The following is a 14,970-nucleotide window of genomic DNA, read 5'->3' on the forward strand; positions in this document are numbered from 1 at the left end:
GTCACGCCAGAACGATCGCCTTCATCACCTCGCCATACTCCCACCTAAGCCTTTTCCTTGCGCAGCTTGCGCATGCCTTCGATCAGCCGGACGTACTCGGCCGCCTCCTCCTGCAAGGCCAGCCCGGCTTCGAAGAAGCCCGTGCGGGTATTCTCCTGCGACCACTGGCAGATCATGTTCACATCCACCTGACGCATCTCTCCCTCACGATCACGCATGCGCACACGCAGCTTCAGCTCACTTCCGGGCTCCACCGGCGTATCGCTCAGCAGTTTCATCCCGCACTCGGAAACATCGCCCGCATAGCCGATCAGCGTGTCGCTTTCTCGATCACTGATCTTGATGCGGAAGGTGGAGCGGAAGGTGATACGACTCGATTGACGCATAGGAGAATGCCTTAGTGCTCGCCACGTCTGGTTGGATCGCAAGGATCAGGAGTTATCAATCGAGATCATTCAGAAGGAAGTCGCGTATTGATAGCCTGTGATTCATCAGAACAAGACGACCATAGCGAGCAGATACTTAAATCCGAGGCGAGTGCTGATGACCTGTAGGAGCGAGCTCTGCTCGCGAAGCGTCAGCGGCTCAACCGTAGCTGTGACCGCGTCCTTGTCGGTGCGCGCAGCGCACCCTACGCGAGCGTTGTTTTCCAGCCCCAAAGAAGAAACCCCAGACCGCTTTCGCGATCTGGGGTTTCGTATAGGAGCTTGACGATGACCTACTCTCACATGGTGAAGCACCACACTACCATCGGCGATGCGTCGTTTCACTACTGAGTTCGGGATGGGATCAGGTGGTTCCAACGCTCTATGGTCGTCAAGCAATTCGGTTGGGATCTCGCGGTGAGGCGCTATCCCTTGGATACGTGATAGAGGCTTGTAGCTCTCGCAAATTTTCGGCTTTCTGTCGACTTCACCATCGACACCCTCTGCACGAGAGCAGATTGTTTGGGTGTTATATGGTCAAGCCTCACGGGCAATTAGTATGGGTTAGCTCAACGCCTCACAGCGCTTACACACCCCACCTATCAACGTCGTAGTCTTCGACGGCCCTTCAGGGAGCTCAAGGCTCCAGTGAGATCTCATCTTGAGGCAAGTTTCCCGCTTAGATGCTTTCAGCGGTTATCTTTTCCGAACATAGCTACCCGGCAATGCCACTGGCGTGACAACCGGAACACCAGAGGTTCGTCCAACCCGGTCCTCTCGTACTAAGGTCAGCCCCTCTCAAATCTCAAACGTCCACGGCAGATAGGGACCGAACTGTCTCACGACGTTCTAAACCCAGCTCGCGTACCACTTTAAATGGCGAACAGCCATACCCTTGGGACCGGCTTCAGCCCCAGGATGTGATGAGCCGACATCGAGGTGCCAAACACCGCCGTCGATATGAACTCTTGGGCGGTATCAGCCTGTTATCCCCGGAGTACCTTTTATCCGTTGAGCGATGGCCCTTCCATACAGAACCACCGGATCACTAAGACCTACTTTCGTACCTGCTCGACGTGTCTGTCTCGCAGTCAAGCGCGCTTTTGCCTTTATACTCTACGACCGATTTCCGACCGGTCTGAGCGCACCTTCGTACTCCTCCGTTACTCTTTGGGAGGAGACCGCCCCAGTCAAACTACCCACCATACACTGTCCTCGATCCGGATAACGGACCAGAGTTAGAACCTCAAGGTTGCCAGGGTGGTATTTCAAGGATGGCTCCATGAGAACTGGCGTCCCCACTTCAAAGCCTCCCACCTATCCTACACAAGCAAGCTCAAAGTCCAGTGCAAAGCTATAGTAAAGGTTCACGGGGTCTTTCCGTCTAGCCGCGGATACACTGCATCTTCACAGCGATTTCAATTTCACTGAGTCTCGGGTGGAGACAGCGCCGCCATCGTTACGCCATTCGTGCAGGTCGGAACTTACCCGACAAGGAATTTCGCTACCTTAGGACCGTTATAGTTACGGCCGCCGTTTACCGGGGCTTCGATCAAGAGCTTCGCTTGCGCTAACCCCATCAATTAACCTTCCGGCACCGGGCAGGCGTCACACCCTATACGTCCACTTTCGTGTTTGCAGAGTGCTGTGTTTTTAATAAACAGTCGCAGCGGCCTGGTATCTTCGACCGGCATGGGCTTACGTAGTAAATACTTCACCCTCACCGGCGCACCTTCTCCCGAAGTTACGGTGCCATTTTGCCTAGTTCCTTCACCCGAGTTCTCTCAAGCGCCTTGGTATTCTCTACCTAACCACCTGTGTCGGTTTGGGGTACGGTTCCTAGTTACCTGAAGCTTAGAAGCTTTTCCTGGAAGCATGGCATCAACCACTTCGCATTCTAAAAGAACGCTCGTCATCAGCTCTCGGCCTTGACCCCCCGGATTTACCTAAGGAATCAGCCTACCACCTTAAACACGGACAACCAACGCCGTGCTGGCCTAGCCTTCTCCGTCCCTCCATCGCAGTAACTAGAAGTACGGGAATATTAACCCGTTTCCCATCGACTACGCATTTCTGCCTCGCCTTAGGGGCCGACTAACCCTGCGTCGATTAACGTTGCGCAGGAAACCTTGGTCTTTCGGCGTGCGAGTTTTTCACTCGCATTGTCGTTACTCATGTCAGCATTCGCACTTCTGATACCTCCAGCAAGCTTCTCAACTCACCTTCACAGGCTTACAGAACGCTCCTCTACCGCTCATCCAAAGGATGAACCCGTAGCTTCGGTGTATGGTTTGAGCCCCGTTACATCTTCCGCGCAGGCCGACTCGACTAGTGAGCTATTACGCTTTCTTTAAAGGATGGCTGCTTCTAAGCCAACCTCCTAGCTGTCTAAGCCTTCCCACATCGTTTCCCACTTAACCATAACTTTGGGACCTTAGCTGACGGTCTGGGTTGTTTCCCTTTTCACGACGGACGTTAGCACCCGCCGTGTGTCTCCCGTGCTGACACTTGCTGGTATTCGGAGTTTGCATCGGTTTGGTAAGTCGGGATGACCCCCTAGCCGAAACAGTGCTCTACCCCCAGCAGTGATACACGAGGCGCTACCTAAATAGCTTTCGAGGAGAACCAGCTATCTCCGAGCTTGATTAGCCTTTCACTCCGATCCACAGGTCATCCGCTAACTTTTCAACGGTAGTCGGTTCGGTCCTCCAGTCAGTGTTACCTAACCTTCAACCTGCCCATGGATAGATCGCCCGGTTTCGGGTCTATACCCAGCGACTAAAGCGCCCTATTAAGACTCGCTTTCGCTACGCCTCCCCTATTCGGTTAAGCTCGCCACTGAATATAAGTCGCTGACCCATTATACAAAAGGTACGCAGTCACCCAACAAAGTGGGCTCCCACTGCTTGTACGCATACGGTTTCAGGTTCTATTTCACTCCCCTCTCCGGGGTTCTTTTCGCCTTTCCCTCACGGTACTGGTTCACTATCGGTCAGTCAGTAGTATTTAGCCTTGGAGGATGGTCCCCCCATGTTCAGACAAGGTTTCTCGTGCCCCGTCCTACTCGATTTCATTGATAAGAGCGTTTCGTGTACGGGGCTATCACCCACTACGGCGGCACTTTCCAGAGCCTTCCACTACACTCAAATCAACTTAAGGGCTAGTCCCCGTTCGCTCGCCACTACTTAGGGAATCTCGGTTGATTTCTTTTCCTCAGGGTACTTAGATGTTTCAGTTCCCCTGGTTCGCCTCTTGCACCTATGGATTCAGTACAAGATACCCGGCTTATGCCGGGTGGGTTCCCCCATTCAGAGATCTCTGGATCACAGTCTGTTTGCCGACTCCCCAAAGCTTTTCGCAGGCTACCACGTCTTTCATCGCCTCTGACTGCCAAGGCATCCACCGTATGCGCTTCTTCACTTGACCATATAACCCCAAGCAATCTGGTTACTGTCTCAATCGTGAAGACGACATTCGCCGAAAATTTGCGTCTTGAGAACTACAAATTTTACCTTGACCAGATCAATTGCCAGTGAAAGCAATTAATCAGTCACTTCTATCACATATCCAAATTTTTAAAGAACGATATTCGTACCGGTCAAAAGACCAGAAATCAGCACTCACCAGGTCTACCCTGAAGCGCTCATTTCTGAACTCTCTAACACTCACCGCAACACGAGAGAGTGGTGGAGCCAAGCGGGATCGAACCGCTGACCTCCTGCGTGCAAGGCAGGCGCTCTCCCAGCTGAGCTATGGCCCCGTATTCTTCTGCACCAAGCAATTGGTAGGTCTGGGCAGATTTGAACTGCCGACCTCACCCTTATCAGGGGTGCGCTCTAACCAACTGAGCTACAGACCTATAACAGGGTCGCGTTACAGCATCGTCTTCGACTATGAATCAAGCAATTCGTGTGGATACTTATGAAGAAGCTGATGTCTTCGATTAAGGAGGTGATCCAGCCGCAGGTTCCCCTACGGCTACCTTGTTACGACTTCACCCCAGTCATGAATCACTCCGTGGTAACCGTCCCCCCGAAGGTTAGACTAGCTACTTCTGGAGCAACCCACTCCCATGGTGTGACGGGCGGTGTGTACAAGGCCCGGGAACGTATTCACCGTGACATTCTGATTCACGATTACTAGCGATTCCGACTTCACGCAGTCGAGTTGCAGACTGCGATCCGGACTACGATCGGTTTTATGGGATTAGCTCCACCTCGCGGCTTGGCAACCCTTTGTACCGACCATTGTAGCACGTGTGTAGCCCTGGCCGTAAGGGCCATGATGACTTGACGTCATCCCCACCTTCCTCCGGTTTGTCACCGGCAGTCTCCTTAGAGTGCCCACCATAACGTGCTGGTAACTAAGGACAAGGGTTGCGCTCGTTACGGGACTTAACCCAACATCTCACGACACGAGCTGACGACAGCCATGCAGCACCTGTGTCTGAGTTCCCGAAGGCACCAATCCATCTCTGGAAAGTTCTCAGCATGTCAAGGCCAGGTAAGGTTCTTCGCGTTGCTTCGAATTAAACCACATGCTCCACCGCTTGTGCGGGCCCCCGTCAATTCATTTGAGTTTTAACCTTGCGGCCGTACTCCCCAGGCGGTCAACTTAATGCGTTAGCTGCGCCACTAAGTTCTCAAGGAACCCAACGGCTAGTTGACATCGTTTACGGCGTGGACTACCAGGGTATCTAATCCTGTTTGCTCCCCACGCTTTCGCACCTCAGTGTCAGTATCAGTCCAGGTGGTCGCCTTCGCCACTGGTGTTCCTTCCTATATCTACGCATTTCACCGCTACACAGGAAATTCCACCACCCTCTACCGTACTCTAGCTCGCCAGTTTTGGATGCAGTTCCCAGGTTGAGCCCGGGGCTTTCACATCCAACTTAACGAACCACCTACGCGCGCTTTACGCCCAGTAATTCCGATTAACGCTTGCACCCTTCGTATTACCGCGGCTGCTGGCACGAAGTTAGCCGGTGCTTATTCTGTCGGTAACGTCAAAACACTAACGTATTAGGTTAATGCCCTTCCTCCCAACTTAAAGTGCTTTACAATCCGAAGACCTTCTTCACACACGCGGCATGGCTGGATCAGGCTTTCGCCCATTGTCCAATATTCCCCACTGCTGCCTCCCGTAGGAGTCTGGACCGTGTCTCAGTTCCAGTGTGACTGATCATCCTCTCAGACCAGTTACGGATCGTCGCCTTGGTGAGCCATTACCTCACCAACTAGCTAATCCGACCTAGGCTCATCTGATAGCGCAAGGCCCGAAGGTCCCCTGCTTTCTCCCGTAGGACGTATGCGGTATTAGCGTTCCTTTCGGAACGTTATCCCCCACTACCAGGCAGATTCCTAGGCATTACTCACCCGTCCGCCGCTAAATCAGGGAGCAAGCTCCCGTCATCCGCTCGACTTGCATGTGTTAGGCCTGCCGCCAGCGTTCAATCTGAGCCATGATCAAACTCTTCAGTTCAATACTGCTTGGGTTTTGAGAAACCCCTAAACTTGGCTCAGCAATCGCAAAACTTTCAAATTAATGAAAGGTAACTCTCGAATTAACGAGTGTTGCTTTGTGATGCTGATAATCAGTTGACTATCAGTCTTACCTCACAAGCACCCACACGAATTGCTTGATTCAGTTGTTAAAGAACAGTTGGTTAAGCCTTTCGTCTCAACCGAGGCGCGCATTCTACAGCAGCCTCTCTACCTGTCAAGCTGTTTTTCGATTTTGTTTCCGGAGAAACTTCTTTCTACTCAACCACTTGCGCCTTCGATCAGAACTTCTTCTCTCCAGCGGGAGGCGCATTCTACAGCGTTCAAAACCGCTGTCAACCACCTCTTTCAAACCGCTTTCGATCCATTCGACCGAACCACCAACAGAACTAAACCATCGCCCTGTCGACCGGCGCGCATTCTACACGCCAGATCCAGCTTTGCAAGCCCTTCACTCAACTTAACTTATTGATTAACAAGCAGTTTTTGAAGCGCTTCATCGCTGAAGTGGCGCGCATTCTACATGAGCACGACGAGCTGTAAACCCCTGACATGCAAATAATTGCGTAAATCGAATCACCTACCCTCCCATCTATATACAGAGGCTCAGATCACCCCTGCCTCGCGCAACTCGGCAATCTGCGTTTCACTCATGCCCAGCAACTTCTGCAGCAGGGCATCGGTGTGCTGGCCCAGCAGTGGCGGAGCCGAACGATAGGCCACTGGCGTCGCAGACAGGCGCAGCGGACTGGCGACCTGCGGCGTACTGCTACCCAGGGCATTAGGCAGGTCGAGACGCAAACCTCGCGCCTGTACCTGAGGGTCGGCGAACACCTGCTGCAGATCGTTGATCGGCCCACAGGGCACGCCGGCCTTTTCCAGCAGCTCGATCCACTGCGCAGTGGTCTTGAATACCGTGGCCTGACGCAACAGCGGTATCAGCTCGGCACGATGGGCAACCCGGGCCTTGTTAGTGACAAAGCGCGGATCATCGGCAAGGTTCGCAATACCCGCCACTTCGCAGAACTTACGGAACTGCCCATCGTTACCCACCGCAAGGATGAAGTTGCCATCGGCACTGGGGAAATCCTGGTAGGGCACGATATTGGGATGGGCATTGCCCAGGCGCTTGGGTGATACACCTGTCGCCAGGTAGTTCATGGCCTGATTGGCCAGGCAGGCGACCTGCACATCGAGCAAGGCCACATCGATATGCTGACCCACACCGGATTGCTCACGCTGATTCAGCGCGGCCAGCACGCCCACACTCGCGTAGAGGCCAGTGAGGATGTCGGTCAGGGCCACGCCGACCTTCATCGGGCCGGCACCTTCTTCACCTTCTGGGCGCCCCGTCAGACTCATCAGACCACCGAGGCCCTGGATCATGAAGTCATAGCCGGCACGCTTGGCATAGGGGCCGCTCTGACCAAAGCCGGTGATGGAGCAGTAGACCAGACGCGGGTTGATCGCCCTCAGCGACGCGTAATCAAGGCCATAAGCCGCCAGGCCGCCTACCTTGAAATTCTCCAGCAGCACATCGCACTGCGCGACCAACTCACGCACCAGACGCTGGCCTTCGGGCTGGGTGAAATCCAGGGTCAGCGACTGCTTGTTGCGGTTGGCGCTCTGGAAGTAGGCCGCCTCACGCGAATCATTACCCTCAGCATCCTTTATATAAGGAGGCCCCCAATGCCGGGTGTCGTCACCGGAACCTGGACGCTCGACCTTGATCACCTCTGCGCCAAGGTCACCGAATATTTGTCCAGCCCAAGGACCAGCCAGCACGCGGGATAGATCAAGCACGCGGATGTGGGACAGAGCACCGGACATAAGCTTCTCCTTAGGGTGCGCCACGCGCACCATGGATCAATGAGAGGCGCGAGCCTTCAGAAGAACGCCTGAATGCCGGTCTGCGCGCGACCGAGGATCAGCGCATGCACGTCATGGGTGCCCTCGTAGGTATTGACCACTTCAAGGTTGACCAGGTGACGAGCAATGCCGAATTCGTCGCTAATGCCGTTACCGCCGAGCATGTCGCGCGCCATGCGGGCGATATCCAGCGCCTTGCCGCAGCTGTTGCGCTTCATGATCGAGGTGATTTCCACCGCTGCCGTGCCTTCGTCCTTCATTCGTCCGAGGCGCAGGCAGCCTTGTAGAGCCAAGGTGATCTCGGTCTGCATGTCGGCCAGCTTCTTCTGGATCAGCTGATTAGCCGCCAGCGGCCGGCCGAACTGGTGGCGATCGAGCACGTACTGGCGCGCGGTGTGCCAGCAGAACTCGGCGGCACCCAGGGCACCCCAGCTGATGCCGTAACGGGCGGAGTTCAGGCAGGTGAACGGGCCGCGCAGGCCGCGTACATCGGGGAAGGCGTTCTCTTCGGGACAGAACACGTTGTCCATGACGATCTCGCCGGTGATCGAGGCGCGCAGACCGACCTTGCCGTGGATGGCCGGAGCAGACAAACCTTCCCAGCCTTTCTCCAGAACGAAGCCGCGAATCTCGCCAGCATCGTCCTTGGCCCAGACCACGAAGACATCGGCGATCGGACTGTTGGTGATCCACATCTTGCTACCGGTCAGGCGGTAGCCGCCGTCGACCTTCTTGGCACGCGTGGCCATGGAGCCGGGATCGGAGCCGTGGTTCGGCTCGGTCAGGCCGAAGCAACCGATATACTCGCCGCTTGCCAGCTTGGGCAGATACTTCTGCTTGGTCGCTTCATTACCGAACTCGTTGATCGGCACCATCACCAGCGAGGACTGCACGCTCATCATCGAGCGGTAGCCGGAGTCGATACGCTCCACTTCACGCGCAATCAGACCGTAGCACACATAGTTCAGACCGCTGCCACCGTAGGCTTCAGGAATGGTCGCACCGAGCAGGCCGGTTTCGCCCATTTCGCGGAAGATCTTCGGATCGGTCTGCTCATGACGGAAGGCTTCCAGCACCCGGGGCGCCAGCTTGTCGTCAGCGAACTGCTGGGCGCTGTCACGCACCATGCGCTCTTCTTCGGTCAGTTGCTGATCGAGCAGCAGTGGGTCGATCCAGTTGAAGCTTGCCTTGGCCATTGCGAGAAACCTCGAAGCGGGGAAGTGAGCGGGCGGCCCAGCCGCCCCTGAATGGCTTTGATCCTAGGCCGACCTCGAGCAGAGGACAAACGCAGAATTTGCACAGACCTGTGCTTTTTTCTCACTCCGAGATAGCTTATTCATCTAAATCTATTGCTTACGAGTGAGGCTTTTGCATACATGCGTCGCAAGATACCCAGCACCGCTGCCTTGGTCGCCTTCGAATCCGCCGCTCGCCACCAAAGCTTCACCAAGGCCGCCGACGAGCTGAACCTGACGCAGAGCGCGATCTGCAGGCAAATCGGCGGGCTGGAGAGCTTTCTCAATGTCGAACTGTTTCGCCGCTCCCGGCGCGGCGTGGTGCTGACCGAAGCGGGCGTTGCCTACAGCCGCAAGGTGTCAGCGCAGCTCGATGCAGTGGAGCGCGACACCCTGGCACTGATGGGCAACCAGGGCACCACCAGCATAGAACTGGCAGTGGTACCGACCTTTGGCACGCAGTGGCTTCTGCCGCGTTTACGTGCCTTTCAGCAGCTGCACCCGGAGGTGACGGTGCACCTGACCAACCGTACCCGCCCCTTCCTGTTCGCCGACACTCACTTCGATGCCGCCATCTATTTCGGTGACGCCGAATGGTCAGGCACCGAAGCACATTTCCTGATGCATGAGCACCTGCTGCCGGTGTGCAGCCCGGCGCTGCTGGGCGATGCCCCAGTCGACGCCGAACGCATCGCCAACTTGCCGCTGCTGCAGCAGACCACACGCCCCTATGCCTGGCGGCAATGGTTCGCCGCCCAAGGCATGAATGTGGCCCGCGACATGACAGGCCCGCGACTTGAACTGTTTTCCATGCTGGCGCAGGCCGCTCAACATGAAATGGGCATCGCTCTGATCCCACCCTTTCTGATCCAGCGCGAACTGAAAGAGGGCAGCCTGGTGATTGCCCTCGACCGCGCCGTACCAAACAACGACCGCGCCTATTATCTGATGGTGCCGGAACGCAAGGCCGAGTCAGCGGCACTGAAGGCCTTTCGAGACTGGCTCCTGGAGCAGGCCGATGCCTACCGAGGCGCATGATCATCGCCGGAGCAAGATTGCTTTTAGCCCGCAGCGCGTAGCTACGCCCATAGACAGAACCCGTAGCTAGCAAGCGGTCACACTACATATGCCTTCCCAGAAAAAGTGCACAACAGCCACTGCTTTCGGGCTATAGCACTATTCTGAACGCGTTGTTCGTTACTCTCCACACTCCTCCCGATTCGACCAGCGGTCATCCAGCGCGTGACTGCCTATACTGCCCTGCAAGCTGCGCAGAATCTGCTGTCAGCCCGAATCTACGCGGCCTGCACACAGTATAAAAATCCCTCATAGACCCATTACTTGTAGTAATGCATTTTTTTTACTCCATAACTTCTTGTAAGGGTTTGCGTTCGATTGCACAATCGCCGCGCTCGCCACCTTCCGGCGGGTTATGTGCTGATCCCCAATCGCCGGCGCGCCAGCGCAGTGCTCCGGTTCACAAAAAAGATCACGCAGGAGATTAGAAGTGCACATCGGTGTTCCTCTCGAAACCCATGCCGGGGAGACGCGGGTTGCCGCGACCCCAGAGACCATCAAGAAGCTGGTCGGCCAAGGTCATCAGGTGACCGTCCAGGCCGGCGCCGGCATCAGCGCCAGCATTCCAGACAGCGCTTATGAAGCTGCTGGCGCGACCATTGGCAATGACTCTGCCGCGTTTGGCGCAGACCTCGTGCTCAAGGTGGTCGCACCGACCGACGCCGAGCTCGCTCATATGAGAGCCGGAGCCGTGTTGGTTGGCATGCTCAACCCGTTCTGCAACGAGACCATCGCGCGCATGAATGCTCGCGGCGTCACTGCCTTCGCCTTGGAGGCCGCACCGCGCACCTCCCGCGCGCAAAGCCTGGACGTACTGAGCTCGCAGGCCAATATCGCCGGCTACAAGGCCGTGCTGCTGGCAGCCCATCACTATCCACGCTTCATGCCGATGCTGATGACTGCTGCCGGTACCGTTAAGGCCGCGCGTATTTTGATTCTCGGTGCCGGTGTTGCCGGTCTGCAGGCCATCGCCACGGCCAAGCGCCTGGGCGCGGTGATCGAGGCCTCCGACGTGCGCCCTGCAGTCAAAGAGCAGATCGAGTCTCTCGGCGCCAAGTTCGTCGACGTGCCTTTCGAGACCGACGAAGAGCGTGAATGCGCCCAAGGCGTGGGCGGCTATGCCCGACCGATGCCGCAGTCCTGGATGGAACGTCAGGCCAAGGCCGTGCACGAGCGCGCCAAGCAGGCCGATATCGTCATCACCACTGCGCTGATTCCGGGCCGTAAGGCACCGACCTTGCTGCACGAAGCCACCGTCACCGAGATGAAGCCTGGCTCCGTAGTGATCGACCTTGCAGCTGCGCAAGGCGGCAACTGCCCACTGACCGAAGCCGACAAGGTAGTGGTCAAGCACGGCGTGACCCTGGTCGGCCACACCAATCTGGCCGCACTGGTACCGGCGGATGCCTCCGCCCTGTACGCACGCAACCTGCTGGACTTCCTCAAGCTGGTGATCGACAAGGAAGGCCAGTTCCAGCTCAACCTCGAAGACGACATCGTCGCGGCCTGCCTGATGTGCAATGCCGGCGAAGTCGTGCGCAAGAACGGCTAAGGAGTAGGGACATGGATCTGATTTCCGACGGCATCTACAACCTGATCATCTTCGTGCTGGCCATCTATATCGGCTACCACGTGGTGTGGAACGTCACCCCGGCCCTGCATACCCCGCTGATGGCCGTGACCAACGCCATCTCGGCGATCGTGATCGTCGGCGCCATGCTGGCTGCCGCGCTTACCGTCACTCCGCTGGGCAAGACCATGGGCACTCTGGCCGTGGCCCTCGCTGCGGTCAACGTGTTCGGCGGCTTCCTGGTAACCCGGCGCATGCTGGAAATGTTCAAGAAGAAGGCGCCGAAAGCGCAGGCGGAGAAGCACTGACCATGAGCATGAACCTGATCACTGTTCTCTACCTCGTCGCCTCGGTGTGCTTCATCCAGGCGCTCAAGGGCCTGTCGCACCCGACTTCGTCACGACGCGGCAATGTCTTCGGCATGGTCGGCATGGGCATTGCCATCGTCACCACGGTCGGCCTGATCCACAAGCTGGGCAGCGAACTGGCCCTACAGGGCCTGGGCTTCGTCATCGCCGGCCTGCTGGTCGGCGGCAGCATCGGCACGGTCATGGCCAAGCGCGTGGAAATGACCAAGATGCCTGAGCTGGTCGCCTTCATGCACAGCATGATCGGTCTGGCAGCGGTATGTATCGCCATTGCCGCGGTGGCCGAACCGCAGTCTCTGGGCATCGTCGCCGGCATGACCGACCCGATCCCGGCCGGCAATCGCTTGGAACTGTTCCTCGGTGCAGCCATCGGCGCCATCACCTTCTCCGGGTCGGTGATCGCCTTCGGCAAACTGTCGGGCAAGTACAAGTTCCGCCTGTTCCAGGGCGCGCCGGTGGTCTTCAAAGGCCAGCACCTGCTCAACCTGGCCGTCGGGCTGGCCATTCTTGGCCTGGGCCTGGTCTACACCTTCACCGGCGACATCACCTCGTTCGCTATCCTGGTGGCGCTGGCGTTCGTCATCGGCGTGCTGATCATCATCCCTATCGGCGGCGCCGACATGCCGGTGGTGGTGTCGATGCTCAACAGCTACTCGGGCTGGGCGGCGGCCGGTATCGGCTTCTCGCTGAACAACTCGATGCTGATCGTCGCCGGCTCCCTGGTCGGCTCTTCGGGCGCCATCCTCTCGTACATCATGTGCAAGGCGATGAACCGTTCGTTCTTCAACGTCATCCTCGGTGGCTTCGGCGCCGATGCAGATGCCGGTGCAGCCAGCGGCAGCCAGGAGCAACGCAGCGTGAAGTCGGGATCAAGCGACGACGCCGCCTTCCTGCTGACCAACGCCGACACCGTGGTCATCGTGCCCGGTTACGGTCTGGCCGTGGCGCGTGCCCAGCATGCACTGATGGAGCTGGCCGAGAAGCTGACCCACCGCGGCGTGACCGTGAAGTACGCGATCCACCCGGTTGCCGGGCGTATGCCTGGCCACATGAACGTGCTGCTGGCCGAGGCCGAGGTACCGTACGAGCAGGTGTTCGAGATGGAGGACATCAACTCCGAGTTCGGCCAGACCGACGTGGTGCTGGTGCTCGGCGCCAACGACGTGGTCAACCCAGCGGCGAAGAACGATCCGAAGTCGCCAATCGCCGGCATGCCGATCCTCGAGGCCTACAAGGCCAAGACTGTGATCGTCAACAAGCGCTCGATGGCCAGCGGCTACGCCGGCCTGGACAACGAACTGTTCTACATGGACAAGACCATGATGGTCTTCGGCGACGCCAAGAAGGTGATCGAGGACATGGTCAAGGCCGTGGAATAAGCCCTGCCCGATCAGACAGGAAACCCGGCCATGTGCCGGGTTTCCCGTTTATGGGGCTGGCAAAAAGCTGATTTTCAGGTCAGCCATCACAGCAAATCAATTTCAAACTGTACCGTTTGAAAGACCAATATTTTTGGGTTGCACCTAGTGAAAGATCTCGCTCTATTTGGTTGCACCCAGTCTTTTCACTTATGGCCAGTACAGTTATATCGATTCCTGACCGAACAGTTACAAAGCAACCTATCTAATAGGACAACAATTTCATCCAGCTGTGACTACTGAGCCACCACTGCGCTCGGGATAATTTGCCCATCGAAAGCAAACACCAGCGCCGCCACAAGCGGAAGGATGACCACCATGGAACGTACCCTCAGTTCCGCCCTGCTTCAAACTCACAGCGTTGCCAGCGACAAATCGGCCTGGCTGCTCCGCGTTATCGCCACCCTCAGCCTGTGGCAGCGCCGCATCGTCAGCCGCCGTCAACTGGCTCGACTGGATGCCCGCCTGCTCGCTGACGCCGGCATTAGCGAAAATCAGCGTTACGTCGAACTGCAGAAGCCGTTCTGGCGTTAACACCCCGCTTTGCTCCATCCCAATCTGGGATCTTCTGAGAGCTCCACCGTCTCTGCTGCGGTGGGGCTTTCGTTTTATCTGCAACAGTCATCGCCCGAGCGAGCAGTACAGTTGCCATAAAACCGCCACTGCCCCCGCACAATTCCCCCCGGTTGTATCTGCTCGCCCAAGAGCGCTTGCGAGAACATGAGCTGCCACCCTTGTCTCTCGACAGGAGAACGCCATGGACCGCACTCACGAACCACTCTCGCAACTTGCACACGGCAAGTCCCTGCAATGGCTCAGCCTCTACTCGACACTGCGTCATTGGCAACGCAACCGTCGTACTCGTCGGCAGCTTGCTTTGCTCAATGAGCAACAACTGGCTGACGCCGGCATCAGCACAGCTCAGCGTGAGCAGGAACTGGCCAAGCCCTTCTGGCGCTGAGCCAGTAATGGAGCTGGGAATGCCATTGGGCTAAGCTGCGGATGCGGGCAGAACAGCGCCCCGCCCTACCGGAGTTACCCCATATGCACCTGAAGAAATCCCTGATTGCAGCGCTCCTTTCATTAGGGCTGGCAGGCACCGCCTGCGCCAGCAGCCTGGTCGCGACGACCGATACCCTGGGAGGCGCCCTGGCCGGCACGGCCGAGGGCACCTCGGACGCGACCAGCTCGTTGCGCGACATGAAACAGCTGCGCGCGGCCCGCGATGACGCCGCCAGTTTCGTCGCCAGCGCTGGCGCTATCCGCAGCGTACGACTCGAAGCGGCCCTGGCGCACATTCGCCGTCATGACGCCGCGCTGGCGACGGCGGATGACCTGGCCCTGGCTCAGGCCATCCTCAGCCTGTGAAAACTTTGCACACGTCTATCGATAAGCTCGCTGCTGACCGACGCCGCATGGCCCCGTAAACTTCACCTACCTGCCTGGTCGCGGGGAACCGCGCCGGCCTGTCCACGTCAAATCGTCCGTTCTGCAGTTCTCGGAGCTT

Annotated in this window: 10 protein-coding genes, 2 tRNA genes and 3 rRNA genes; 7 read left to right on the forward strand and 8 right to left on the reverse strand. The window is 57.3% G+C overall.

The features are described 5' to 3' along the window. Nucleotides 1-44 precede the first annotated feature (44 nt). The 8 genes from JWV26_RS09130 to JWV26_RS09165 form a co-directional block, all read right to left on the reverse strand. Nucleotides 45-386 carry a PilZ domain-containing protein gene (locus JWV26_RS09130; protein ID WP_074918695.1) on the reverse strand — a complete coding sequence of 114 codons (342 nt, stop codon included), beginning with the start codon at nucleotides 384-386 and terminating at the stop codon, nucleotides 45-47. 319 nt (nucleotides 387-705) lie between these two features. After that, a 5S ribosomal RNA gene (gene rrf, locus JWV26_RS09135) occupies nucleotides 706-821 on the reverse strand. 137 nt (nucleotides 822-958) lie between these two features. Further along, a 23S ribosomal RNA gene (locus JWV26_RS09140) occupies nucleotides 959-3,851 on the reverse strand. Nucleotides 3,852-4,109: 258 nt separating this feature from the next. Continuing rightward, a tRNA-Ala gene (locus JWV26_RS09145) sits at nucleotides 4,110-4,185 on the reverse strand. A 22-nt stretch (nucleotides 4,186-4,207) separates the two neighbouring features. Next, nucleotides 4,208-4,284: transfer RNA gene (locus JWV26_RS09150), tRNA-Ile, on the reverse strand. An 85-nt stretch (nucleotides 4,285-4,369) separates the two neighbouring features. Next, nucleotides 4,370-5,906 (reverse strand): 16S ribosomal RNA (locus tag JWV26_RS09155). The 16S, 23S and 5S rRNA genes sit together here with 2 tRNA genes alongside, the layout of an rRNA operon. Nucleotides 5,907-6,532: 626 nt before the next feature. Then, nucleotides 6,533-7,756, reverse strand: a complete 1,224-nt coding sequence (locus tag JWV26_RS09160; RefSeq protein WP_206418870.1) for a CaiB/BaiF CoA transferase family protein — start codon at nucleotides 7,754-7,756, stop codon at nucleotides 6,533-6,535. 56 nt (nucleotides 7,757-7,812) lie between these two features. After that, entirely contained in the window at nucleotides 7,813-8,991 is a 1,179-nt protein-coding gene (locus JWV26_RS09165) for an acyl-CoA dehydrogenase (RefSeq protein ID WP_074919185.1), read from the reverse strand. A gap of 180 nt (nucleotides 8,992-9,171) precedes the next feature. On the opposite strand from JWV26_RS09165, the gene JWV26_RS09170 reads away from it, so the two are divergent. The 7 genes from JWV26_RS09170 to JWV26_RS09200 all read left to right on the forward strand — a co-directional run bounded on the left by JWV26_RS09170 (nucleotide 9,172) and on the right by JWV26_RS09200 (nucleotide 14,831). Next, entirely contained in the window at nucleotides 9,172-10,068 is an 897-nt protein-coding gene (locus JWV26_RS09170) for a LysR family transcriptional regulator (RefSeq protein WP_206418871.1), read from the forward strand. 469 nt (nucleotides 10,069-10,537) lie between these two features. Then, nucleotides 10,538-11,659, forward strand: a complete 1,122-nt coding sequence (locus JWV26_RS09175; RefSeq protein ID WP_072425294.1) for a Re/Si-specific NAD(P)(+) transhydrogenase subunit alpha — start codon at nucleotides 10,538-10,540, stop codon at nucleotides 11,657-11,659. Between the two features lie 11 nt (nucleotides 11,660-11,670). After that, nucleotides 11,671-11,985 (forward strand): NAD(P) transhydrogenase subunit alpha part 2, encoded by a 315-nt coding sequence (locus JWV26_RS09180; protein ID WP_072425293.1) that lies wholly within the window; start codon nucleotides 11,671-11,673, stop codon nucleotides 11,983-11,985. A gap of 2 nt (nucleotides 11,986-11,987) precedes the next feature. Continuing rightward, complete coding sequence (locus tag JWV26_RS09185; RefSeq protein ID WP_206418872.1) at nucleotides 11,988-13,424, forward strand: NAD(P)(+) transhydrogenase (Re/Si-specific) subunit beta; 1,437 nt, start codon at nucleotides 11,988-11,990, stop codon at nucleotides 13,422-13,424. A gap of 357 nt (nucleotides 13,425-13,781) precedes the next feature. Continuing rightward, nucleotides 13,782-13,997 (forward strand): DUF1127 domain-containing protein, encoded by a 216-nt coding sequence (locus JWV26_RS09190; RefSeq protein WP_017676107.1) that lies wholly within the window; start codon nucleotides 13,782-13,784, stop codon nucleotides 13,995-13,997. Between the two features lie 223 nt (nucleotides 13,998-14,220). Next, complete coding sequence (locus JWV26_RS09195) at nucleotides 14,221-14,424, forward strand: DUF1127 domain-containing protein (RefSeq protein WP_072425291.1); 204 nt, start codon at nucleotides 14,221-14,223, stop codon at nucleotides 14,422-14,424. A gap of 83 nt (nucleotides 14,425-14,507) precedes the next feature. Then, nucleotides 14,508-14,831 carry a DUF2388 domain-containing protein gene (locus tag JWV26_RS09200; protein WP_017676109.1) on the forward strand — a complete coding sequence of 108 codons (324 nt, stop codon included), beginning with the start codon at nucleotides 14,508-14,510 and terminating at the stop codon, nucleotides 14,829-14,831. Nucleotides 14,832-14,970: the final 139 nt, after the last annotated feature.

It is taken from the genome of Ectopseudomonas toyotomiensis (assembly GCF_017167985.1).
In the GTDB taxonomy this organism is placed as follows: Bacteria; Pseudomonadota; Gammaproteobacteria; order Pseudomonadales; family Pseudomonadaceae; genus Aquipseudomonas; species Aquipseudomonas toyotomiensis.